General features: G+C 41.7%; 22 protein-coding genes and 1 pseudogene. 19 read left to right on the top strand and 4 right to left on the bottom strand.

Annotated features, from left to right (window positions below):
• Positions 1-88: 88 nt before the first annotated feature.
• The 6 genes from BBH88_RS13355 to BBH88_RS13330 all read left to right on the top strand — a co-directional run bounded on the left by BBH88_RS13355 (position 89) and on the right by BBH88_RS13330 (position 5456).
• Positions 89-754: a GntR family transcriptional regulator gene (locus tag BBH88_RS13355; RefSeq protein WP_006829459.1), complete on the top strand. Its 666-nt coding sequence runs from the start codon at positions 89-91 to the stop codon at positions 752-754.
• Complete coding sequence (locus BBH88_RS13350) at positions 751-1776, top strand: TRAP transporter substrate-binding protein (RefSeq protein ID WP_006829460.1); 1026 nt, start codon at positions 751-753, stop codon at positions 1774-1776. The genes BBH88_RS13355 and BBH88_RS13350 overlap by 4 nt, the downstream gene beginning before the upstream one ends.
• A gap of 113 nt (positions 1777-1889) precedes the next feature.
• The gene (locus BBH88_RS13345; RefSeq protein WP_006829461.1) at positions 1890-2384 is read left to right on the top strand and encodes a TRAP transporter small permease; all 495 of its coding nucleotides are present in this window, start codon (positions 1890-1892) and stop codon (positions 2382-2384) included.
• Positions 2381-3670, top strand: coding sequence for a TRAP transporter large permease (locus BBH88_RS13340; protein WP_006829462.1), 1290 nt, complete (start codon positions 2381-2383; stop codon positions 3668-3670). The genes BBH88_RS13345 and BBH88_RS13340 overlap by 4 nt, the downstream gene beginning before the upstream one ends.
• A gap of 64 nt (positions 3671-3734) precedes the next feature.
• Positions 3735-4892: an aminotransferase class I/II-fold pyridoxal phosphate-dependent enzyme gene (locus BBH88_RS13335; RefSeq protein WP_065536697.1), complete on the top strand. Its 1158-nt coding sequence runs from the start codon at positions 3735-3737 to the stop codon at positions 4890-4892.
• A gap of 69 nt (positions 4893-4961) precedes the next feature.
• Complete coding sequence (locus tag BBH88_RS13330) at positions 4962-5456, top strand: cupin domain-containing protein (protein ID WP_154669163.1); 495 nt, start codon at positions 4962-4964, stop codon at positions 5454-5456.
• Positions 5457-5530: 74 nt separating this feature from the next.
• On the opposite strand, the gene ahlS is transcribed toward BBH88_RS13330, so the two are convergent.
• Positions 5531-6379, bottom strand: coding sequence for an AhlS family quorum-quenching N-acyl homoserine lactonase (ahlS, locus tag BBH88_RS13325; protein WP_065536699.1), 849 nt, complete (start codon positions 6377-6379; stop codon positions 5531-5533).
• Positions 6380-6530: 151 nt separating this feature from the next.
• Positions 6531-7895 (bottom strand): aspartate kinase, encoded by a 1365-nt coding sequence (locus tag BBH88_RS13320; RefSeq protein ID WP_040852172.1) that lies wholly within the window; start codon positions 7893-7895, stop codon positions 6531-6533.
• A 127-nt stretch (positions 7896-8022) separates the two neighbouring features.
• On the opposite strand from BBH88_RS13320, the gene BBH88_RS13315 reads away from it, so the two are divergent.
• Genes BBH88_RS13315 through thrB form a run of 3 tightly spaced genes read left to right on the top strand, consistent with a single transcriptional unit; the run spans position 8023 to position 11275 of the window.
• On the top strand, positions 8023-9315 hold the full coding sequence (locus BBH88_RS13315; protein ID WP_006829467.1) for a homoserine dehydrogenase: 1293 nt from the start codon (positions 8023-8025) through the stop codon (positions 9313-9315).
• Positions 9312-10373, top strand: a complete 1062-nt coding sequence (gene thrC / locus BBH88_RS13310; RefSeq protein ID WP_006829468.1) for a threonine synthase — start codon at positions 9312-9314, stop codon at positions 10371-10373. The genes BBH88_RS13315 and thrC overlap by 4 nt, the downstream gene beginning before the upstream one ends.
• Entirely contained in the window at positions 10370-11275 is a 906-nt protein-coding gene (thrB, locus tag BBH88_RS13305) for a homoserine kinase (protein ID WP_006829469.1), read from the top strand. Before thrC ends, thrB begins: the two co-directional genes overlap by 4 nt.
• Before the next feature lie 70 nt (positions 11276-11345).
• On the opposite strand, the gene BBH88_RS13300 is transcribed toward thrB, so the two are convergent.
• Entirely contained in the window at positions 11346-12770 is a 1425-nt protein-coding gene (locus BBH88_RS13300) for an NAD-dependent succinate-semialdehyde dehydrogenase (RefSeq protein ID WP_065536700.1), read from the bottom strand.
• A 325-nt stretch (positions 12771-13095) separates the two neighbouring features.
• On the opposite strand from BBH88_RS13300, the gene BBH88_RS13295 reads away from it, so the two are divergent.
• The 10 genes and pseudogenes from BBH88_RS13295 to BBH88_RS19665 all read left to right on the top strand — a co-directional run bounded on the left by BBH88_RS13295 (position 13096) and on the right by BBH88_RS19665 (position 22108).
• Positions 13096-14292 carry a hypothetical protein gene (locus BBH88_RS13295; protein WP_065536701.1) on the top strand — a complete coding sequence of 399 codons (1197 nt, stop codon included), beginning with the start codon at positions 13096-13098 and terminating at the stop codon, positions 14290-14292.
• 130 nt (positions 14293-14422) lie between these two features.
• A pseudogene (locus BBH88_RS13290) lies at positions 14423-15203 on the top strand (amidohydrolase); the annotation flags it as partial.
• Positions 15204-15241: 38 nt separating this feature from the next.
• Positions 15242-16543, top strand: coding sequence for a Zn-dependent hydrolase (locus BBH88_RS13285; protein WP_006829474.1), 1302 nt, complete (start codon positions 15242-15244; stop codon positions 16541-16543).
• A 211-nt stretch (positions 16544-16754) separates the two neighbouring features.
• Positions 16755-17048, top strand: coding sequence for a replication/maintenance protein RepL (locus tag BBH88_RS13280; RefSeq protein WP_065536702.1), 294 nt, complete (start codon positions 16755-16757; stop codon positions 17046-17048).
• Positions 17049-17415: 367 nt separating this feature from the next.
• Complete coding sequence (locus BBH88_RS13275; RefSeq protein ID WP_065536703.1) at positions 17416-18084, top strand: YveK family protein; 669 nt, start codon at positions 17416-17418, stop codon at positions 18082-18084.
• A gap of 28 nt (positions 18085-18112) precedes the next feature.
• Positions 18113-19123 (top strand): GNAT family N-acetyltransferase, encoded by a 1011-nt coding sequence (locus BBH88_RS13270; RefSeq protein ID WP_006829477.1) that lies wholly within the window; start codon positions 18113-18115, stop codon positions 19121-19123.
• A gap of 52 nt (positions 19124-19175) precedes the next feature.
• Positions 19176-19649, top strand: coding sequence for a hypothetical protein (locus BBH88_RS13265; RefSeq protein ID WP_238323314.1), 474 nt, complete (start codon positions 19176-19178; stop codon positions 19647-19649).
• Positions 19650-19684: 35 nt separating this feature from the next.
• Positions 19685-20008 carry an MGMT family protein gene (locus BBH88_RS13260; RefSeq protein WP_006829479.1) on the top strand — a complete coding sequence of 108 codons (324 nt, stop codon included), beginning with the start codon at positions 19685-19687 and terminating at the stop codon, positions 20006-20008.
• A 189-nt stretch (positions 20009-20197) separates the two neighbouring features.
• Positions 20198-20932: a gamma-glutamyl-gamma-aminobutyrate hydrolase family protein gene (locus BBH88_RS13255; RefSeq protein WP_006829480.1), complete on the top strand. Its 735-nt coding sequence runs from the start codon at positions 20198-20200 to the stop codon at positions 20930-20932.
• 837 nt (positions 20933-21769) lie between these two features.
• Positions 21770-22108, top strand: a complete 339-nt coding sequence (locus BBH88_RS19665; RefSeq protein ID WP_238323312.1) for a hypothetical protein — start codon at positions 21770-21772, stop codon at positions 22106-22108.
• Here the strand turns inward: BBH88_RS19665 and BBH88_RS13240 are convergent.
• Positions 22098-23393 carry a helix-turn-helix domain-containing protein gene (locus tag BBH88_RS13240; protein WP_065536705.1) on the bottom strand — a complete coding sequence of 432 codons (1296 nt, stop codon included), beginning with the start codon at positions 23391-23393 and terminating at the stop codon, positions 22098-22100. The two genes, BBH88_RS19665 and BBH88_RS13240, sit on opposite strands and share 11 nt — an antisense overlap.
• Positions 23394-23596 lie beyond the last annotated feature (203 nt).

The raw sequence follows: 23596 nt of genomic DNA, 5'->3' as shown, positions 1-23596 counted from the left end.
TTTTTTACTATACAAACAAATCTGTCTATTCTATACTTTCTGTATACAGTATACACTGTACCAACTAATTATGTAGAGGGGAGGAATTATGGAAAAAATCATAAAGCAGGCTACGCTGGCAGATCAAGCATACGAGTATATTAAGAAAATGATTATTACCGGAAAGCTAAAGCCAGGCCAGGAGCTACCGGAAGAAAAACTAGCGCTGGAACTTGGAATCAGTCGAACTCCTTTGAGGGAAGCGTTGAAAAGGCTGGCTGTTGATGCGCTTATTGAGTTAAGAAAACCAAGGCCTGCGGTAGTAGCGGCTTTTACTTATCAGGATGTCATCGAAATAATGGAGCTTCGCAGGTTATTGGAAATCCATGGACTTGAAAATCTGTCAAAGGCAGATCAACAGCCTGTCATACGGCAAATCAAGGAAAATGTGAACCATCAATTACTGGCTGTTCAGGCAAAAAAAGTTGTGGAATTTATGGATTTGGATCAGGAATTTCATTCCTATCTATACCAGAACCATACCAATAATCGCTTGAAAGAAATGATAAAAGGTATCAACAGCGGCGGAAGCAGGGCGTTTCTATTGTTATCTGATACTGCTGCTGACAGCGCAAAAAAAGCATACGAAGAACACCTGTCCATTCTCCACGCAATTGAAGAGGGCAATCTGACTAACGCCAAACAGCAATTGGCTATCCATTTGGACAATATTGAAAGCCGGCTGCTGAAATACATCACACAGGAGGAACTATGAAAAAATTACTTGGACTATTTCTTATCGGATTATTTATCTTATCAGCCTGCGGAAGACCGGATAGCGGAACGACTACTGAAGACGGCGAAAACAGTGACGAAACCTTCACGATTCGTCTTGCTCACCTAGTTCCAGAAGAACAATCTTCCCATATCGCAGCAGTGGCATTTAAGGAAAAGTTGGAGTCTGAATCAGATGGCCAGTTAAAAGTAGAGTTATACCCGAATGGTCAATTGTACGGTTCAGACCGAGAAGCGATTGAAGCGGTCCAGCTTGGAAATGTTGAAATGACTATTCCAGCTGTAGCGGCTATGGCTTCATTCAACGAAAAGTTCCAGGTATTCGATTTGCCTTTCCTGTTCAATAACAATGAAGCGGCATATCGGGCATTAGATGGTGAACTGGGCCAGGAATTATTAGCTGACCTCGAAAATAACGGCATGAAAGGCTTGGTTTTTGGCGAGAATGGATTCCGCCACGTTTCCAACAATGAAGGACCGATTGAATCGCCAGAAGATATGCAGGGATTGAAGATGCGGACATTGGAAAGCCCGTTGCATACAGACACCTTTAATGCTTTTGGTGCAAATGCCTCGCCATTTGCTTTTGGAGAACTTTATACAGCGCTTCAGCAAGGCACGTATGATGCAATGGATTGTCCGATTTCCCTTTATTACACAAACAAATTCTATGAAGTGCAGGATTACCTGACATTGACAGGCCACGTATATGCAGCAACGGCATTGTTGGTGAACGACGATTTCTATAATAGCCTGCCGGATGATCTTCAGGACATCATTACAGAAGCAGCTGAAGACTTCCGTACGGAACAGCGTGAATTGGCTCAGCAGCAGGATGGCGAATTCCTTGATCAGCTTGAGTCAGAAGGTATGCAAGTAAATGATTTGACGGATGAGCAGCGCAATGAATTCCGCGAAGCGGCAGAATCCGTCTACACAAAATATGAGGATCAGATTGGTAGAGATGTCATCGATCAGGCATTGGCAGCAAATGAAGAATAAAGAGAAACAACAGTTGAAGAATCAAGGAAGAAATTCCTTGATTTTTCTTTTTATCACGTTTTAAGGGTTGGTATGACTTTGATTGAAGTTTCTTAATGAAAGGAAGTGCAGCAATGATCAAGAAGTTCGAAAAGGCAGAGGAAGCCTTTCTGGTCCTGACATTAGTGGTTATGGTGGCTTTAATCTTTGGACAGGTCGTTGGACGCTATGTTTTTTCCGATGCGCCAAGCTGGACAGAAGAGATGGCCCGCTACATACATATTTTCCAAGTATGGATTGGGGCAAGCTATGCCGTGAAATTACGGGAACATATACGCGTTGAGGCATTCATCACCCGCTTTAAAGGATTGCCGAGAAAAATTTTGGAAACGATTACGTTGGCGATCTGGTTTGCGATGGCTTTGTTCCTGGCCTACTTTGGAACAGATCTCGTTTTGAGCAGTATTACCAATGGCCAAGTTACTCCTGCAATGCAACTGCCGATGTGGATTCCATTTCTGGCGATTCCATTAGGCGGAATTGGAATGTGTATCAGGCTGATTCAGCAATTGTTCAAAATCTGGAAAGGCGATTATGAGATGCATAAAGGAGGGGACATTCCAGCATGACAATAGCTCTGTTATTCGGCACTTTATTTATTTGTTTGTTTATTGGTGTTCCGATTGCGATTGCGCTCGGTGTCTCAGCTTTGACAGCCATTTATTTCGGCACGAACCTGCCCCTTAGCATCATTACACAAAAAGCGTTTACTTCACTGGACTCATTTCCGCTGCTGGCGATTCCATTCTTTATGCTTGCTGGAATTCTCATGGGTAAAGGTGGGGTTTCTAAACGGCTACTAGCGTTCGCGTCGGCTTTGGTCGGCTGGATGACCGGCGGATTGGGTATGGTAACAATCGTTGCCTGTATGTTTTTCGCAGCGATTTCAGGTTCAGGTCCGGCAACTGTAGCGGCGATCGGTAGCTTTATGATTCCGGCGATGATTGCCCGTAATTATGATGGAGGCTTTGCTTCTGCAGTTGCAGCTGCGGCAGGATCTATCGGCGTTATTATTCCGCCGAGTATTCCGTTTGTGCTGTATGGTGTTATCGGGGGTGTTTCGGTCGGCAGTATGTTCCTAGCGGGCATCATTCCTGGGCTGATTATTGGATCCGGACTGCTGCTTACAGCTTACCTTATTTCCAAAAAGCGTGGGTATAAACCTGAGCCTGGAGAAGCATCATCTTTCAAGTTTAAGGACGTCCTTAAAACTTTTTGGGATGCGAAATGGGCTCTGCTGATTCCGGTCATCATTCTTGGCGGAATATATGGCGGAATTTTTTCACCTACAGAAGCTGCTGTTGTGGCAGTAGTATATGCTATAATTATTGGCAAATTTGTTTATAAGGAATTATCCTGGAAGGGGCTTTATGAAAGCTTCAGACAGGCAATCGTCATCAATGCCACCACAATGATCATTATTGGTTTATCGGTATCATTTGCGTACTTTATGACGATCGAACAGATTCCGGGAGAAATTTCCGATTATTTGATTGCCTTATCGAGCAATCCGTTGGTTATCCTGTTGGCAATTAATCTATTGCTGCTTGTGGTGGGGATGTTTATCGACACCATTTCAGCGCTAGTTGTCCTGACCCCGATTCTTTTGCCAATTGTCGTGACTGTCGGAGTGGATCCGGTTCACTTTGGTGTTATCCTTGTGGCTAACTTGGCTATTGGTTTTGTTACGCCGCCGCTTGGAGTCAATCTATTTGTGGCTTCGAGTGTTGGCGGTGTCCGCTTTGAACGGATTGCTTTTGCAGTTCTGCCATTCCTGCTGTCGATGATAATATGTCTATTGATCATCACATTTATTCCTGCGCTGTCTTTATGGTTACCGGGACTTTATGAATAACGGCAGTGTTTACTGTCTGAGTAAATTGTGTTGTCAAACTTAGTCAAAAGAAAGGTTGTCACTCATGAGCATATCAATCAATAGTCGAATCGAATCTATTCAAATTTCGGGCATTCGTCAGTTTTCAAATCAATTGGCCGATTTTCCAGATGCCATTAACTTAACAATTGGACAGCCTGATTTCCCGACTCCTGAAGCGGTCAAACAAGCCGCGATTGAGGCTATCCGGAACAATCACACCACCTATACACATAATGCGGGCCTGCTCGAATTACGGACAGAAATCGCCTCTTTTTTTCAGGATACGTATGAGTTGAACTTTGAACCAAAAACAGAAATCATTGTTACTAATGGTGCGAGTGAAGGCTTAGATTCTCTTTTTCGAGCAATTTTAGAAGAAGGCGACGAAGTCATTTTACCTGCTCCTGCCTACCCCGGATACGAACCAATTATTAAGCTATGCGGCGGTAAAGTGGTTTACTTGGACATGTCAGATACCGGTTTCCAACCTGATCCGCAGCGGTTGGAAAGCTTGTTCACAGGTCGGACTAAAGCGATATTGATGAATTTTCCATCTAATCCCACAGGTGTCATAATGGAATCTACCCAGCTGGAAAAAATCGCCGCTGTACTAGAGAGACACCAGGTTTTTGTCGTCACCGATGAAATTTATAGTGAAAACTCATATGAGGGGAAACATGTTACTGTAGCTCACTTTGAAAAATTGCGCAACCGCACATTCTTAGTTCATGGTCTATCGAAATCGCACTCGATGACAGGCTGGAGAATCGGTTTTGTGCTGGGGCCGGAAATGTATATGAAGCATGTCTTGAAAGTCCATCAGTATAATGCCATTTGCGCTTCTGTTCCAGGTCAATTTGCAGCATTTGAAGCGATAAAAAATCAGCGCCATGTTCCCGCTGAAATGAATAAAGAATATATTCAACGAAGAGATTTTGTTTATAGCCGTTTAACAGCGATGGGCATTGATGTTGTCTTGCCGAAAGGTGCATTTTACATTTTCCCTTCGATTGAGAAATTCGGCATGACTTCTTTTGAATTCGCTATGCGGTTATTGAAAGAGGGAGGTGTGGCTGCGGTGCCGGGCTCTGCATTTACACGTTACGGAGAAGGATTTATACGAATTTCTTATGCCTGTAGCATGACGGACCTTGAAGAAGGCATGGATCGAATGGAAAAATTCATTCGAAACTTAAAATAATTTGTAAAATCCTTGATTATTCTGTTGCCATGCGGGTAAAGTTCCTTAAAAGACAAGGAGTTGAACAACATGTGGAATCCGCAATTTTTTCGATTCGAAGACGATGGCTCAATTCCGAACAATCCTTCGCTTGCAGTGATTGTTTATCCGGCAGTCTTCGCAGAAAATCTACAGGAAATTGAAACAGTGTTCAACAGCCATGATTGGACAAACAGCTGGACCGGCGGTGTTTTTGGTTACCACCATTACCATAGCAACACGCACGAAGTCTTAGGGGTGCGCAGCGGATCTGCGACTTTACAAATTGGGGGTGAGCAGGGTGAAGCGTTACCAGTAGCAGCGGGGGATGTTTTGCTGCTGCCTGCGGGAACCGGTCACAAGAAACTGGAAGCTAGCGGCGATTTTGAAATTGTCGGAGCTTATGCAGGCGGCGTCTCCTATAACCTGAAGACCGGAGAACCTGGAGAGCGTCCCTACGTATTGGAAGATATACAACATACGCCATTGCCGAAATTGGATCCTGTTTTCGGTAATAATGGCCCAGTTATTGAAAGATGGACATAAAAATATAAAAGCCCTTTGCCATTCCCGGGCGAAGGGCTTTTGAGTTTTTACAGACAAAACTCGTATTGAGTTATTTACTCGTAATAGCCTTCAGTCGATTTGCGGAAAGTCTTAAATTGATCGGCATCATGACCAAACCAAACATCTGAATTGGTTTCTTGTGAAAGTCTGCGAATTTTTTCAACAGCTGAAGTATAGCCGACAGAATCGTATAAAATCCCAGGTGGTTTAACTGGCGGGCCAAAGCTTTCTGCAGTATAAATCGCATCAGAAGCAAGAATAATGCCGCCAGTTTCGGGAAGTTGAATTTGCAGTCCGAGCATTCCCCAGGCATGACCACTGCCGAAATTCAGCAGTTTGATTCCTTCAGCTAGTTGAAGTCCATCTTCTGTTCGTTTAACGGTTTTCCATTGTAGATTGTTTTTGATCCAAGCATCAATGTCACCCCAAATATAAGCACCTTCTTTAGTATTTCTGGCATAGGTTTGCAAAGCTCCATTCAATTCATCTTCGTGAACAATGATGGTCGCGTTGGTAAACAGCTCGAGGCAGCCTGCATGATCCAAATGGAGATGAGAAGCTACAACATATTTAATGTCTTCTGGACGAACGCCGAGCTCATCTAAACGGTTATGCAAATAGCATTCTTCTGGCATATCAATTGGAAAAAGAGATTGCGTTACTTTTCCCCAGCGACCTTCAGCCCCCATTGAATTTGGGTTGCATGCGGTGTCAAATAAAATCTTGCCTTCTGGATGATCAATTAATACCGTGTAAACAGGAAACGTCACCATTTCACTTGGCTGATTCGGATGTTCTACACTTGCTGGGTTATGCATGGAAATCATGAAATTTTTATCCATACTCAACGTACCGTTATCCATCACGTACAATTTCGGGGTGGGCTTGATAATACCAGTCATCAATCTTCCTCCTCTCAGAATAGCTCTATATTATCATAATTTTCAGAAATAAATAAGCTGGATCAATTAAACAAGAAATGTTTTATGCTGAAGTCAACTGAATCTAATAAAAAACTCCTGAGCCCGTAAGCTCAAGAGTTGAAAGTATTGTTTAATGAACCAAAACAGGCTCAAAGAATTCTTTGTACAATTCGTTCAATATTTTTTGCTCATCTTCTTTCAAGATACCGAACACCAAACTCACTTCGGAAGAACCCTGATTAATCATTTCAATATTGACTCCGGTTCTGGCAAACGCATTCGCTGCGCGGGCAGTCAGACCCTTGGTATTGTTCATGCCTTCTCCAACGAGGACAATCATTGAAAAATCACTTCGGATATGGACATCATCAGCCAGAAGCTCTGTTTTCACACGATCAACAATTCGCTGCTCTTTATCGGCAGTCAATTGATGGCTGCGCAAAATAACGGAAAGGTTATCGATACCAGATGGGATATGTTCATATGAAATTTCTTCGTCTTCCAATATTTGAAGTAATCTGCGGCCAAAACCAATTTCACGGTTCATCAAGTATTTACTGACGTAGAGCGTTGAGAAGCCGCTGTCTGCGGAGATTCCAGTAACAGGGCGCAGCGAATGATTGCGCTCTGCGACAATCATAGTTCCTGGAGCTGCTGGATTATTGGTATTGCGGATGCATAAAGGAACCGCCGCTTTAAAAACAGGCATCAAGGCTTCATCGTGCAGAACCGCAAATCCAGCATATGAAAGTTCCCGCATTTCCCGATAAGTCATCTGTTCGATTTCGACAGGATTTTCGACGACACGCGGATTTGCCGCAAACACACAGTCAACATCGGTAAAGTTTTCATAGAGCTCCGCCTTGACTGCAGCTGCCAGAATTGAGCCTGTGATATCTGATCCGCCGCGTTCGAATGTCCGCAGCAAGCCTTCTTTTGTATAACCGAAAAAGCCAGGGAAGACTGTGATGGTTTCTTTATTGCCCAATGCTGCCAGACGATCATAAGCCTCAGGGAGCGCCTGTGCCCGTTCAGGCAAGCCATTTACAAACAAACCGGCATCAAACGGATTAACGTATTCGGCGGCGAGACCGATGGATGTCAGGTAAGCGGCGATCAATTTTGCAGCGTTGTCTTCGCCGCTTGCTTTGATCAGGTCCGCAAAAAGAGGGGGAGAACTTTTATCGGATTGAAGACGGTTCATAAGGTCAGTTTCGATGACTTTTTGGATGTCATTGGCTAGCCCTAATTCATCTGCAATTTCCGAATAGCGTCCCAAGACTTTGGCAAGAGGAGCTTCGGTCGGTTCATCCCGGAGTGCGGTGGCTGACAAGTTAATCAGCAGATCCGTCACTTTTACATCTCCATCAAATCGCTTGCCGGGAGCGGAGACGACGACAATCTTGCGGGAAGGCTCCGCTTTAACGATTGCCGCTACTTTTTTTATCTGTTGTGCACTAGCTACTGAAGTACCGCCAAATTTGCTCACTTTCATCCAATCAAGTCCCATCTTTTTTAATAGTCTGCAAAAGGGTTGTTTTAACTAAAATATAATACTATAATGTCCCTATGACAAAAACAGTTGTTTTTTCACAGTGTACACACCATGGGGGGAATCGTCAATGAAAAATGAAATTTCAATCGGATTATTAGGCCTTGGAACGGTGGGCAGCGGAGTTGCTAAAATCATCCAGCAGCATCAGCAGGATTTGCATCATAAATTAGGTGCCCAGGTTTCAATCGGAAAAGTACTGGTCAGAGATACAAATAAGGACCGGCTTTCTAGTTTAGATCCGAGTGTATTCACGACGGATATAGAAGAAATATTGAATGATTCTTCTCTCGACATCATTGTTGAAGTAATGGGCGGCATAGACGGTGCAAAATCAGCTATCGAAAAAGCGCTCAGAGCAGGTAAACAAGTCGTTACCGCCAATAAAGATGTCATGGCAGAATATGGTCATGAATTATTAAAATTGGCGGACTTCGAAAAATGCGATCTTTTCTATGAGGCAAGTGTTGCTGGCGGTGTGCCGATCATTCGCACATTAGAAGATGGCCTGGCTTCTGACCGAATCTCTAGTTTGATGGGAATTGTCAACGGCACAACAAATTTCATATTGACAAAGATGAAAAAAGAAAATATGACTTATGAAGATGCATTAGCTGAAGCGACTGAATTGGGATACGCTGAAGCAGATCCTTCAGCAGATGTTGATGGCATTGACGCAGCGCGGAAGATGGTCATTCTGTCTTCACTAGCATTCTCGACAGAAGTCCATTTGGATGATGTGCTGGTGAGAGGAATGAAAGAAATTCGTGATGGCGATTTGGAACTAGCGAATAAATTCGGGTATACCATGAAAATGGTCGGTTCTTCAACGAAAGATGAAGATGGAATCGAAGTGTCAGTAGAACCGATCTTCCTGGCAAACTCACATCCGCTTGCAGCTGTGAACAACGAATTTAATGCAGTATACATATATGGGGATGCTGTAGGTGAGACCATGCTCTATGGTCCGGGAGCAGGATCTTTGCCAACAGCGACGTCTGTCGTATCTGACATTATCGCAGCATGTCGCAACCTGCAACTCGGCGTCAACGGAAAACGTGCCCATTCAGCGCAACATGTGCGTGTCATCAAACCGGAATCAAAACGGTTTTCAAAATATTTCCACCGCTTGCTAGTAAATGATGAAGTTGGTGTTTTATCAAAAATGACATCGATCTATAGCAAGCATGAGGCCAGCATCCAATCGGTCATGCAGTCGCCTGCCGGAGAAGTTGACAAGGCTGAATTGGTCTTGCTGACTCATCAAATTTCTCGACAGCAACATTTGGACGTATTGAGTGATTTGGAAGGAACGGCGAGCGTCATTAGCCATTACCGCATAGAAGGAGAGGAAACAGCATGAGATGGCAAGGATTGATCGAAGAACATAAAGAATGGCTGCCCATTACAGAAAATACGCCTCCACTGACTTTGCAAGAAGGCAATACACCGCTTGTACATTTGGAGAAACTGTCAAAAGAATGGGGAATTGACCTTTACGTAAAACTAGAAGGTGCAAATCCAACGGGTTCATTTAAAGACCGAGGCATGGTGATGGCTGTTGCAAAAGCCAAAGAAGAAGGCAAGACCGTATTGATTTGCGCTTCAACCGGCAATACATCGGCCTCGGCCGCAGCATACGGTGCGAGAGCAGGCATGCGGACCATCGTCGTCATTCCAGAAGGCCGCATTGCGCTCGGGAAACTAGCGCAAGCCAAAATGTACGGAGCGGAAATCCTTGAAATCAAAGGAAATTTTGATGAAGCGCTGCAGATGGTGCGTGAAGTTGGTCAAGAAGCAGGAATCGCTTTGGTTAATTCAGTCAATCCTTACCGCTTAGAGGGACAGAAAACAATCGCATTTGAAGTCATTGACCAATTGGGGCAAGTACCAGATATCTTTGCATTGCCAGTCGGTAACGCGGGCAACATTTCAGCCTCCTGGAAAGGCTTTACAGAATATGCGGAGCGCACTGGCGAAAAACGTCCGGTACTTTTAGGTATCCAGGCAGCGGGTGCAGCACCAATCGTTCATAATAAAGTTGTAGAAAATCCAGAGACAGTTGCAACCGCTATTCGCATCGGCAATCCGGCAAGTTGGCAACTGGCGCTCGATGCTTTAGATCAATCAAATGGTACCATTTTAGCAGCTACTGACGAAGAAATCCTCGAAGCTTATCAGCTCTTGGCTCGAACTGAAGGCCTATTTGCTGAACCGGCATCTTGTGCTTCTATTGCGGGCATCAAAAAACAAGTTGAAAGTGGCATGTTGGAAAAAGGTTCGAAAGTTGTGGCTGTCTTGACAGGTAACGGCTTGAAAGATCCTGAAACGGCAATTTCAGTTAATCAACACAAAGCACTTCTCGTTCCGGAAGATATGGAGCGTTTCTGGGAGGATTTAAAAAAAGGAGTGAAAATATGAACTGGAAAGAGTTTTCAGTGACTGTTCCTGCTTCAACGGCTAATCTCGGTCCAGGTTTTGATTCAATTGGTCTGGCATTGGACATCTATATGCTTGTTCATGCATCACCAGCAACTGCTTGGCTTGTCGAATACAAAGATCCTGCTTATCAGCAGATTGCAAGCGGCACAGATAATCTGATTGTCACGACTGCACAAGCAGTTGCGGATAAGTATGGACATCCGCTGCCAACTGCCAAATTAATGGTGGATACAGATATTCCATTAAGTAGGGGCCTTGGAAGTAGTGCATCGGCAATCGCTGCAGGAATTGAAATTGCGGATCGGTTGATCGGCTTGCAGCTACCCATGAAAGAAAAACTGAGGATTGGAACAGAACTAGAAGGCCATCCGGACAATATCTCAGCGTCACTTCTTGGTGGTTTGACAATTTCTTATTTTGATGAAGAAGATTTAGAAATCGTTCATGTTCCGGAAGTGGAGATTGGCGTGGTCATTCTGGTTCCTCCTACTGAATTTCTGACAGTCGAATCACGCAATTTATTGCCAGAAGTTTTAGCGTATAAAACCACTATACGCGGCAGCGCAGCCGGCAATACAATGGCAGCCGCTTTAGTAAGGGGAGACTGGAAAGTGGCGGGACGAATGATGCAGAAAGATGTTTTTCATGAGCCTTATCGTAAAGACCATTTTCCTGATTTTGATGCCATACAACAAAGCTGCCTCGAATTAGACGTCTTTGGCTCGGCAATCAGTGGAGCAGGACCTTCTTTGTTCATCGCTGTAAAAAAAGGGCAGGAAAAAAGGGTGGCAGCGCAATTAGCTGCGAAATTCCCACTCTATGAATGCCTGGCCATCAGACCTTCTTCAACCGGCATTAAAATAGGTGAAACAGTTGTGTAAAACGAAAAAAGAAGCGGACCGGGAAATTTCCGACCGCTTCTTTTTTGATTTGAATTTGCTAGCACTTTTCTTATACTTTTATGGAAATATATTTGGTTTCCAAGAATGCATCTAATCCTTCTTGACCGCCTTCACGTCCGACGCCGCTTTCTTTCATACCACCGAATGGAGCCTGTGCTGAAGAAGGAGCTCCGTCGTTCCAGCCGACAATTCCATAATCCAGACTTTCAGATAAATAAGTTCCACGAGACATGCTTTTGGTGAAGAAATAAGCTGCTAATCCGAAACGCGTATCATTTGCCAATTTGACCGCCTCTTCATCGGTTTCAAAAGACATGATTGGAGCTACAGGGCCAAAGGTTTCCTCGTTCATCACCAGCATATCAGATGTAGCATCAATCAAAACCGTTGGATTATAATAATAGGCATTGTTTTTTGAATGTCCATCTCCACCAACTAAAACTTTTGCTCCTTTTTCAACAGCATCTTGGACATGTTTCTCAACTTTTTCATAGCCGTCTTTATCGACCAAAGGTCCAATTTGCACGCCTTCTTCTAGTCCATTGCCAACTTTCAAATTGCCGGCAGCTTGCTGGAGTTTCTGTGAAAATTCCTCGACTATGCTTTGCTGTACATAAATTCGATTGCCGCACACGCAAGTCTGTCCGGCATTCCGGAATTTGGACGCCATGACACCTTCAATGGCTAAATCCATGTCCGCATCTTCTAAAACGATGATGGGTGCGTGTCCACCTAATTCGAGAGAAAGGTTCAACATGGTTTCCGACGCTTGCTTCATCAATTCTTTGCCAATTTCAGTCGAACCGGTAAACGTTAGCTTACGAACATCGGGATGACTGGTGAAAACCTTACCAATCTTACTGGCGCTACCGGTTACTAAGTTGATGACGCCTCTAGGGAATCCGGCTTCAATCGCAAGTTCGTACATTTTAACGGCAGTTAGCGGAGTCATTTTTGCCGGCTTGGCAACAAATGTACAGCCAGCAGCAAGAGCGGGGGCCATTTTTCTAGCCATCATTGCTGCCGGGAAATTCCACGGCGTGATGGATACTACTACACCCACCGGCTGTTTATTGATCTGAATGCGTTTGCCGTCCTTGCTTGCTGGAATTGTCCGACCATACATGCGCTTGCCTTCCTCAGCAAACCACGAGACGAACGAAGCAGAATACTCTATTTCTCCAATAGCTTCGGCAAGAGGCTTGCCCATTTCTTTTGTTAAAATTTCACCAATTTCTTCTTTGTGATCAAGCAGTAGGTCATGCCACTTCACCAGAATCTCAGCACGATGATAGGCGGTTGTCTTCGACCATTCTGGAAAGGCTGCAGCAGCAGCTTCAATTGCTGTTGTAGCTTCTTGTTCGCCTCCGTTAGGTACTGATCCGATGACTTCACCAGTTGCGGGATTCATCACTTCAATTTTGCCATCACCTGTATCCGTCCATTCCCCATTGATATAATGTCTGCCATCCATTTGATTGATTCCTCCTTTTGATTTGTACTTATTCCAACTAAATACCTCTATTGTCCGGCAGGTAAACGTTTGAAGAGAAGTCAACCAAGGAGTCCGAAGATTTTTGGTAAAAATAAAAGGTAATCTTGATAGCAATAGAGAATTTTTGAATCGCTTTAAAGAAGATGAATAGAATTCGATTTATCGTTATTTCAAAATAGTCTTTTTATTCTATTTATTGTGCTTTAATATTGTGCTAGTATTGCATCATTATACAAATCTTTAATTTAAACAATTAAAGATGATAGCTTAACTGCTATTGGAAAGAGAAAAGGAGGAACAGAAAATGGCTCAGATGCTGGCATTGACAATTTTAATTCTTGTATTATTTATCGGCGAGGCAATTTCAACTCGCACAAAAGCTTGGATTCCTTCTATATTCATCAGTGGGGTACTGTTTCTGCTGGGATATTGGACATTCTTCCCTCCTGAAATTGTCGCAATAGCGGGTGTACCGCCGGCAGTTGCGGTTATGCTTATTTATTTATTGATTACAAATATGGGTACTTTATTGTCTTTGGAAGAATTGAAAAACCAATGGAAGACAATCTTGATTGCCATATCAGGTATTCTTGGAATAATTGCAGCATTGTTCAGCATCGGGATTTTACTATTTGATTTCGAAACGGTCGTAGTGGCTATCCCGCCATTGGTCGGGGGACTGGTTTCTGCATTAATCATGTCAGAAGGGGCAGCTGCAGCTGGACTTCCAACTCTCGCGGTCTTTGCCATCGTTATTTATGTGGTGCAAGGATTTGCAGGCTATCCACTGACTTCAATTATGCTGAAAAAAGAAGGCCAAAACCTTTTGAACAAATACAGAAACAACGAATTGACAGCGAAGCAAGTACCTGGCGAACAAAAAGGCAAAACGGGCAAAACGGTTAATGAACCGCGTATGTTTGCGAAGATGCCAGATAAATACAATACCGATTTCTTTAAGTTTTTCCGTTTGGCCTTGGTTGGTTACCTGGCCTACTTGACATCGACGCTAGCTGCTCCAATCGTGGAAATCAGCCCATTCGTCCTGTGCTTGCTATTTGGTGTTATTGCACGCAGCATTGGTTTTCTTGAACGCCACCCATTGCAAAAAGCGAACGGTTTTGGATTCGCAATCATGGGCTTATTGCTTTATATTTTCGACGGCTTGAAAAATGCTACGCCAAGTATGATGCTAGAAATCCTTTACCCATTAATCGGTTGTATCGTCATCGGTGTGATCGGTATGTATATTTTTTCATTCTTCATCGGAAGACTTCTTAAAGTCAGTAAAGAGATGGCATTTGCGGTTTCTTTGACCGCTCTTTATGGATTCCCTGCAGATTATATCATTACAGTGGAAGTGATTAATTCATTGACAAAAGACGAAGAAGAACGTGAAGTTTTGACCAGCCATATGCTGCCTCCGATGCTGGTGGCGGGCTTTATCACAGTTACCATTGTTTCCGTTATATTAGCCGGTATATTCGTAGGGTTCCTATAAATAGGAATTTTAGTAGACGAGTTTTCAGCTTTTGTATAAGTAAAAACAGAAAATCGGAGTAAATTCAATATGATCAACCAAACGATAAAAAATGCAATTAAAGAAAATAGCGAAGAAATGATTCAAATCCGTCGTCTTTCAGCCTGCTGAAGAAGTAGCGACTGGCGCTAAAGCACTGGTCGAGCAGGGTGCCGTAAAAGGAGTCGACAATGTTTTCGGTATTCATATCTGGTCTCAAGGCGATACGAATAAAGTGGCTTGCAGTCCGGGACCTTCATTTGCGTCAGCCGATATTTTTAAGGTCCGTTTTAAAGGTCAAGGAGCGATGCCACAAGCTAGTATTGACGCGGCAATTATCGCTTCTTCTTTCGTCATGAATGTGCAATCGATCGTTTCTCGCACGGTCGACCCGCAGCAGTCAGCGGTGGTAACAGTTGGTAAGATGGTTGTAGGAACTCGCTGTAACATCATCGCTGAAAATGCGGAAATCGAAGGCACGGCACGGCACGGTGCGATGCTTTGATCCTGCAATCCGTGATCATATTGAAAAGCAGTTGCAAGTTTATGCGGATCACACAGCTGCGATATATGGAGGTACTGCAGAAGTTGACTATATTAGAGGCACACAAGCTGTTATCAATGGATTAGAAAGTGCACAATTAGTCCAAGAAGTGGCAATCGAAGCATTTAGTAAAGACTCTATTTACGATGAAAAACCTACAATGGGTGGAGAAGATTTTTCATTTTATCTTGATGAAGTACCTGGAAGCTTTGCATTAGTAGGAAGTGGAAACGCTGAGAAAGACACGCAGTGGGCTCATCATCACGGAAAGTTTAATGTTGACGAAGACGCGATGGCAACAGGTGCAGAACTTTACGCACAGTATGCGTGGTCATTTCTAACCAAATAATAGAATCAAGAGTATTAGTCAAAATCAAGGAGGACACTATGCCAGTAAATCACAATAATCCTTTATACGAAGAGTTAATGAAAGACTACGATAATACCCTTGATCATTCAGGGATTCATGGAGAGCGCATTGCAAGAAGATTATTCGAATTGTCACAAATTGGATTTATACAAGTTGGCGGCGTTAAGCGGCCTGGCTTTTCAAACGAAGAAAAAGAAGCGAAAACACTAGTCAAAAAATGGATGGCGGATGCCGGATTAACGGTTTCTGAAGATGGAGCAGGCAACATTACCGCTAGATTAAAAGGGAAAAATAGCGGGCGAGCTATTGCATCGGGATCCCACGTCGACAGTGTTCCAAATGGCGGGAATTTTGATGGTCCTCTTGGAGTGTTGTCTGCTTTAGAAGTAGTGGAATCGTGGAAGGAAACTGGTTATATTCCAGAAAAACCCTATGAGGTTATCATTTTTTCTGACGAAGAAGGCTCGCGTTTCAATAGTGGATTAACCGGAAGCCAAGCGATGACAGGGGCCATCTCTGAACAGGAAATGTCACAGCTCCGGGATTACAATGGAGAAACTCTTGAACAGGTTTTAGCCCATTATGGCAGTACCTTAGAGGCTTTTAAAGCAGCTAAAAGGAATATAAACGAATTGGAATTATTTGTAGAAGTGCATATCGAACAAGGTAAGAAACTGGAAAAAGCAAATCAGTCTGTTGGGATCGTCACGGGCATTGCGGGTCCTGCCTGGCTCGAAGTGGAATTTATCGGAGAAGCAGGGCATGCCGGAAATACACCAATGATTGGAAGAAAAGATTCTCTTGTAGCGGCAGCAGAGTTTCTCCAGTCAATTCCTGAATTTCCAAAAGGGATTAGCGACACAGCTGTGGCCACGGTTGGGAAGTTGGATGTCTTTCCAAACGGTGCGAATGTCATTCCGGAAAAAGTGAGAATGCTCGTCGATATTCGAGACATTAAAGAAGAACCGAGAGACCGCCTCATCGATCAGCTGGTCGAGCAGGCAGAAAAAATTGCAGCAAAACATGATATCCCTTCCAATATCAAACTGAACACACGCATAAAGCCAGTACCAATCGCGGAAGATTTACAAAAACGCTTGGCTGCTTCCTTAGAAAAATTCGGAATTACGCCAACGTATATTCCGAGTGGAGCAGGACACGATGCTATGAACCTTGGACGTTTTATCCCAGTAGCAATGCTCTTTGTAAAAAGCAAAGATGGTATCAGCCACAACCCAAAAGAATGGTCTTCCCTAAATGATTGTGTGACAGGCATTCATGTACTGAAAGATTTTATTGAAGACGCAATGGAGAAATAAGCATTCTAGCTCTTTTTAAGCCAGAACCCTCAGACAAGGATCTTCTTTTCTGAGGGTTTTTTGTATCAATAGGATAAAAAATCCTTATAATGGATATCATTTATTAATTTTGGAATTATCAGTATTAATTGATATAGTGTGTATATTTTTATAAAGAAAGGGTATATAAATAACAAGCGCGTGAAGGGCTGGAATTTTTGGAGGTGGTTAGATGAAAGTAATGGAAAACCAAGTGCATAGCCATGCAAAAGTTTTTTCAGAAGATAAAATTCTCAATGACTCCCGTGAATATTTTTCATCAGAAACTGAAAAAACAGCAGAAATTGGAGAAAAATTCGTACATTATTTTCTGAAAAATGCTTCATCAGAGGGTGTTCTTTTTAAAACAATTAAAGAAATTACTGCAGACATTAATATTTCACATCAGACTTTAACTAAGGTTTTGAAGACACTCGAGTCGAAAGAAGTAATATACCGAAGAAACGGCATCATCGGCTTATGGTAAAAATAGCAGTAAAAGCATCTCTCATCTCCAATGAGGGATGCTTTTTTGTATCTAAGATTAAACAAGAAAAATTAATGGGGTGAAGACAAAAGGAAGAGCAGACATTTCCGATAATAGAGTAAGCCTTAAGAACTAGTGAAGAAAAAGAAACAATATTAGTTATAATGAACTATTTTAAAGGAATTTTTTATAATTTTATTTATATTAGAAGACTAAATACTTATATTTTTTAAGAATAATTAAAAAAATATCCTAAAAAGGGTAGATTGAATCAAGGAAATATGATATAAATGAACTATTATAATCTGAATTTTTAGAAATAAATGCAAATAATCCATATGTTTTCGAATAAAGGAGGGAGAACCTGATGGCAGATAACAAAGTTATAGTGCATCCATTGATAAACTTGAAAAATCATGTCCGCATAGCGTTTGCCTTCACACTTCTTCTAATGTTGGGAGTATGGGTCGTATTTGCTTTTATTCTTAAACCGCAGTATCAGGCATCGAGCCAAATGCTCATTGAAGAGTCAGCGTCCGCTACGCCACACTTAGCAGTGGAAAGCAGTAAGATAGACTCTCAGATTATCGAAGCCTATGCAAGTTTTGCAATAAGTCCTGAAATACTATTGAAAGTGAAAAAAGAACTAGGATTGGAAAGTTCCGTCGCCGATTTACAGAAACAAATCAATGTGACCCATACCGATAATTCACCAGTTTTAACGATTACTGTTTCTTCCGATGACAGCTATGTATCAGCGAAAATTGCCAATACAATAGGATTTATCTTTCAAAATGAAGTAAAAGCCTCATTGAAAGCTGATCATGTGAATATTATTTCGCAGGCATTATCGGAAGATAAAGAAGTAATTCTCAGCCAACAAGGACTGACGCTTGGCTTAGCTATAGCGGCAGCTTGTGGTTTTATTTTCAGTATTCTTATAACATTCAGCACTGTTGCAGTTAAAGCTGCTGTCGATTCCACAAATAGAGTTATACGAAAAAAAGAAAATCAGTTGCAGACAGTATTCAAATGATTTTCAAGGTAAAGCAGGGGTGGAATGTATGTACGAACTAATAGCTATACAAGAGCATGGTCGTTGGCAAAAGATTCTCGACATTTTACAAGTATCAGATATTTATTATACTAGCCAGTATTTTTTAAGTGCTCTGAAATTAGATCCAGGAGAAGCTTTTCTTTTTTACTATAAAGACGATGATGGAGAAGTTGCTTATCCTTTTATTAAGCGACAATTAAATGAAGTGGACACCCCTTATTTTGATACTACGACCCCTTTCGGTTATGGAGGACCGATATTAAAAGCGGGGAAAAATCATATGGATTTGGCTACCAACTTCAGGAAAGCTTTTGTTGAGTATTGTGAGAATGAGAGAATTATTGCTGAATATATCCGCTTTCATCCTTTGAAAGAAAATGCCTGTTTTTTTAAAGATCACCTGGAAATTTCTCCGCTGTATGAAACTTTCTCAATCAAGCTAAAAGATTATTTTGGTTCTGTGAAAAATTCTCAGCTATCTAATGAGGACAATGAAAAAGGTTCGAATTTGACAGTGAAAAAATTGGGAACTGTGCGCCATATGTTTGAATTTCTTGTGTTGTATTACTCTGCTGCAAGACGAAGAGAAGAAGCAGACAGTTATTACTTTTTCACAAACGATTATTTTGAAACATTGATCAGTTCGATGGGATCTAATCTTCATTTATTTGGTGCCTATCATGAAAACAAACTTGTATCGGCCTGCTATATTCTGGCGATGGGAGACACCATTTACTTTCATCTGGAAGGCAGTTTGTCTGAAGCAGACAGCGATGATACTATGAGGACCCTGCTTTTGAAAGTTGCTGAGTGGGGAGAAGAAAATTACTACGCTTTTTTTCACTTAGGCAGCGATTTTCAAGGAGATACAAATAGGGAGAAAAAAACAAAAAAAAGAATTGCCAATTGCAAACCGGCTGTTTTCTATATAGGGCAGCAAGTACACAATCAGCAAATCTATAACAAATTGGTTTCTTTAGAAGACAACGACATTGCTCGAAGATACCGAAACATTTAGGCTGCATTTGAGTGGAAAAGCATAAACATCAAAGTTATTCCTGGGAGGTATAATGATGAGATACATGCAATATAAGGGTGTTGTAGAACGAGAATATAAAAAATCTTTAAGAAAAATTATGTATGAAATCTGTGTAGTCGAAGGGTTAAATGCGTCTCTTGGAGCAAAAAAGTTAGGAGTAGCAAAGGAAATTTTTGTTTTTTGGAGAAATTTTTATCGCTTGGATAAGAACCAGCAGCTATTTGATCAGGCAGTTGATAATATAGACCAGATGAAATTTCTATATTTAAATGAAGCGAAAGGCATCGATTTGTCACGTCCATTACAGCATGAAAATGAACAATCACTTCAAGGGCTTGAAGAATTGGTTGAGCGGATGGTAGAGTATTATAAATGCAAACACGCCGAAAGCGGTGGGCTGGATATAGATGCGGGAAAGTTGTCATTATATGAATTTGCACAAGAACTCCTTGCAGAATATGAAAATGGGAGCTTGTTAGAAAAAATTAAAAAAGAGAAAAAATAAGCAGAATCACAATGGCAATGGGATGGATGAAATAAATGCAAACTTTTACTGAAAAAGCTTTGAACGTTATAAAGCAAATTCCAGCAGGCAAAATAATGACCTATGGCCAAATCGCGGCAACGGCTGGAAGTCCGCGAGCGGCTAGGCAAGTAACAAGAATACTCCACAGCATGAGTGCCAAGCATGAATTGCCTTGGCATAGAATCGTTAACGCACAAGGGCAAATTGTGCTAAGGGATGAAGAGTCCCGACTTTTCCAAAGGATCTCACTGCAAAGTGAAGGAGTGGAAGTAGACGGAAATGATCAAATCGATTTAAATCGGTTCCGCTTTGATCCTGTGATAGAAGAAGAGAGATAAATCCTGCTGAAACAGACCCTTAAAAGGGTTTTTTTGGTTTCGAACACATCACAAATGGATAGTAGCTAACAATACTACTAATACAAGTCATGACAATAGTAGGGAATGCAACAAGATGTTTATTTGTTTTACGATAATGGGTATATAAACTGATGGACAATGTGATTAAGTAGAAAAGAGGAAGCTACAATGACAGTTAAAAACAAACCAGTAATCGGCATAACAGCACGTGTAGAAGAAGATCAAACCTATTCATTAGATCCAGTATACGGCAGAGCAATTCTGAAGGCAGGCGGCTTGCCGCTGATTGTACCAATTGTAGACAAAGAAGATATCCCATTGCTATGTGAACGTTTGGATGGACTGATTGTCACGGGTGGAGGGGACATTAACCCGACACTGTACGGAGAAGAACCTCATTTACGTCTTGGAGCTGTATATCCAGGCAGTGATGAGTATGAAAAAGAATTGATCTTAAAATTCCTTGAGCTGGACAAACCGTTTATCGGAATGTGCCGCGGACTCCAAATGTTCAATATTTCATTGGGCGGTACCAATTATCAAGACTTAGAGGCTCAATTTGAAGGCGAACTGCACCAACACAAGCAAATGGCAATGCGGACTCATCGCACCCACTCGGTAATTTTGGAAGAAAATAGTTTGTTGTATGATATTATGAAAGAGAAAAAATTCAATGTAAACTCTTTCCACCATCAAGGAGTTAAAGATGTATCAGACCAATTGACTGTGGCTGCGAAAGCTTCTGATGGACTGGTGGAGGCACTGGAAAGTAAGCACCATCAATTCGCAATGGGCATCCAATGGCATCCAGAAGAATTTGCTCTTCAAGGTGACGACGCTTCTATGAATATTTTCAAGCGTTTTGTAGATGAATGCTTAGTTGACAAAAAACAAAATCAATAATGAATAACATAGAACCAAACAAAAAAGATCCGGGGATTGACTTTTTCTTGGCTCTTTTTTTGCTGTCTACTGGCATATACAGCGTCGTCTCCTTTCCGTTGTCTTGAAACAATATGCCTGCTGGAGAGGTGAAGGCAATATAAGACTCCTATACGTAATCACCGGCTGACCCAGCAAAGTTTAGGGTAAGAAGTATATAAAAGCTGAGGGAAATCTGTGTGGGAACAATTAATAGTAAAAAGACAGCGATATGCCCCATACCAGAACAGGTGCTAATGCGATAATGATAAAACTTCTTCGATCAAAGTAAGCTTCACTACCGACTGAAAGAAAAGGAAACCGAATCCAAAAGGAAGGACGCCTGCCGAAAAAATATTGATAAAGAAGGCATGGGTCAGTTCATGAAGAGCCATGTAAATTAAAACCAAAAGATGGTAATCAAAAATAAGGAAAATGGATTCATTCCGTTTGACAGGGGGAAGTCAACCCACAAAGCGAAGCTGATTAGGGTACCAGTGGTGAAAATAAAGCAGAGTTGAATCAATAGAATAAAGTGCTTGTCTTTGGCTAAATTAACCTTTCGCATAACTTCATAGTCAGTAGGTAAGGAAAAGGTATTCCCATTACTCATATGAGTCTCTCCGTTCGTGAGGGGATTGAGTCTCTTTGAGAAAGATAAAAGGCCGCCGCTATATAAAAAAGCGACGACCTTCTGTGGGATAAAACTATTAAGCTTGGTGGTTTTTAACAGACCAAGGCTCAGGAACACGAGCCTGGACGGCGACTTCGGTACCGGTAGACCAAGGCTCAGGAACACGAGCCTGGACAGCGACTTCGGTGCCGGTAGACCAAGGCTCAGGAACACGAGCCTGGACGGCGACTTCGGTACCGGTAGACCAAGGCTCAGGAACACGAGCCTGGACAGCGACTTCGGTGCCGGTAGACCAAGGCTCAGGAACACGAGCTTGGACAGCGACTTCGGTGCCGGTAGACCAAGGCTCAGGAACACGAGCCTGGACAGCGACTTCGGTGCCGGTAGACCAAGGCTCAGGAACCCGGGCCTGGACAGCAAATTCATCTGTTGAATTTGTATTATTGTCAAATGATAAAGTGCTTATTGCAAGGATAGAGAAAAATAAAATTGTTATTCCTTTTTTCATCACTTTCACTCCCTAAATAAAATATTAATATTCTTATATGATTCTCTTGCTTTGTTCATGATTTCAGCTGACTCTTTATAACGTTCTTGCTCATAAAATATTTGCCCTAAATGTCCGAAATAATAGCCGCTTTCGAAGTAATTGCCTGTAGCCTCAAGACTAGGAATTAATTTTCTTAGAACATAGTTTTCGAAATCTTCATAGTTTTCGTCCAAGAGGTGTACCAAGCAAATAAATTCAATGTAAGCTTCTTTAAATATGTGGTTAGTCGGAGAATGGATATTTAATTTCTTATTTTCCACTATTTCTAAGCCTTTACGAATCCATACTTTTGCAGCGTCAAAGTTGTTTAACTCATATTGACATTTAATTAAAATGCAATAACTTGATAAAAGGTCTGCTGTATATTCTGGGTGAATATATTTTAATGAATTTTCAATGTGAACAACTGAAAGATTGTAATTTTGGTATATAAAGTAAGAATACCCTAGATTAAATTCTGTCGTAAAACGCAGAATATCAATCTCTAGTTTATTGCCTATTGTCAAAGCATTTTTGTAATGCTCCATCGACATCCTGAAATTACCGAAATGTTGGTGAGTGATTGCTATATTTAAATGACATTCTACTATACGCTTTGGTATGAACTCTTGCTGATAAATCTTCAACGCCATTTCGGAATACTTAAAAGCCATTTCTGTTTCTCTGCATTTGGTGCTGGAAATTCCAATTGAGTAATAAAGATCGCCAAGTTCTGAAGCAGAAATTGTATTAGGCGCTATTTTTTCAGCGACAAGGTAAGTTTTGAGAGCTTTTTCAAAATCGTTGAGAATGTAATTGTAGTTTCCGTTGTATTTATGAAATAAATAGAACTGCTCTTGATTCATAAACTCTCTGAAACGTTCCATTTCTTTAATCTTCTCTTCGGCACTATCCAAATCTCCGATGATAATAAAATACCTAATCTGCTGAATACTATACTCCAGTTCCACATCTTCGTCTGCATGCAATAAGGGGTGCCCTTGGATATCGGTATACTGTTCCATGATTTTAGCTTTGTTCTGCGGGTGGAGTAGTGAATTTTTAAAGTTTTTTACAAGCACCTTTCCTATTGGATTATCTTTAGGTGCTAAAGGTATAGTTAGTTTCTTGCATAAAGCTTCTAAGTCTTTTAAAGCGGGATCTTTACTGCCATTTTCCATTTTTTTAAGTTCTCTGGGAGATAGTATGCCAGAGGCGACTTCTTCCAAACTGATTTTCTGTTTCGAACGATGATATTTTAAACGCATTCCCGTTTCCATTACTGCTCTCCTTTCCTTTTGCAAGGGCAGTATTTCCGTCATCCATGTAGGAGAGTTGTTTTCCGGCTTTTTCGGATCCTCTGAAAAATAAGAAGAAAATAGATCGCTAAGTACGATAATTGCCGCCTCCACATCCCAAATTTTACTTTGTAATAATATCTTTTATTCATGATATCACCAATTTTCGAAATAAACTGCTTTTT

The organism is Planococcus antarcticus DSM 14505, from assembly GCF_001687565.2.
Lineage (GTDB): Bacteria > Bacillota > Bacilli > Bacillales_A > Planococcaceae > Planococcus > Planococcus antarcticus.
The sequence above is the reverse complement of the archived record's forward strand: the minus strand, read 5'-3'. Positions and strand labels throughout refer to the sequence as shown.